Raw genomic sequence first — 1169 nt, 5'->3', positions numbered from 1 at the left:
GTGAAGATGACCGGCGGCAGGGCGGCGGCGGTGGTGGCGTTGTTGCCGGTGTGGGTGATGGAGTCCAGCCACAGCGACGGGCTGGAACCATCGTTCGGGTCGGGGAACGAGTGCGCCAGGGCGTAGGTGTCGACCGGCTTGTACGTGCCGCCCTTGTTCACCAGCGTCTGGATCTGGCTCAGCTCGACCGTGGAGAAGTACGAGATGCCGCCGATGAGGCAGGTGCCGCTGGACTTGCAGATCTGGTCGAACGGGGTGTCCGGCCAGTCCGGCGCCGTCGTCTTCGTCAGGTTGTCCACAGTGGAGCACTCGGTGGCTGTACCCTTGCACCGCTGCACCGTGCTGAACACGACCTCGGCGGCCGGGTTCGGCGTGGCCTGCCCGGCGACGTCGGAGGCCCGCCAGCCGTAGTTGATCTGCTTCAGGTAGCCGGCGCGGGTGTAGGAGGTCAGGGTGTGCGCGCTGCTGCGGGCGTAGTAGTTCGTCTCGGTGCCGTACGAGTACGTCGTGGCGTTGCCGTGCGGGTCGACGACGTAGTCGAGGTTCCACCGGTACGCCATGTTCGGCGTGAAGCTGTTCGTCCCGGTGCCGGAGCTGTAGCACGGATCCCCGGACTTCGGGCAGTACACCGGCTGCGTCCACGCCCCGCTGGATGCCGGGTCGACGCCGGTGCCGCCCTCCGCGGCCGGCAGGTGACCCGCGCCGAAGTACAGGCGGGTGCCGTCGGGCTGCGTGACGACCCAGTACTCGCCGTTGTAGGCGCCGTTGTTCCCGCCCGTCTTCAGCTCGATCGTCGCGCCGTTGTCGGCGGACAGGTGCCACTTGTGGGATGCGTCGTCGTAGACCAGGCCGCCGGACATGCCGGCGACGGCGAGCGACACCTCCTGCCCGCCCCACCCCCAGCACGTGTCGCCGGAGCCGGTGATGCCGTCGTCGGCGCACGGGAGGTAGGCCCGCTCGATGAAGCCCGGGCTGTACGACCAGCCGGAGCCCACCCAGTCCGACTGCGCGTTCGTCGAGGCGGTCATCCCGTCCACGGCCGCCGAGGAGTAGGCCAGCGAGACGTCCGGGGCCGCGCCGCCCAGCGCGGGCGGCAACGTCACCGGGTACGAGTACGTGAAGCTGCCCGTTCCGCCGGTCGACCAGGCGTCCGAGGGTTTCAGGCTGGT

The 1169-nt window shown here is 69.6% G+C and carries 1 protein-coding gene; it reads right to left on the bottom strand.

What is annotated here, in order from left to right; all coding sequences use genetic code 11:
• The coding region (locus AB0B76_RS59000; protein ID WP_360395220.1) for a SpvB/TcaC N-terminal domain-containing protein at window positions 1–1169 on the bottom strand (1169 nt) is incomplete at both ends.

This window comes from Dactylosporangium sp. NPDC049140 (assembly GCF_040648435.1).
Note: the sequence above shows the minus strand (reverse complement) of the source record. Positions and strands in the feature narration are given on the sequence as shown.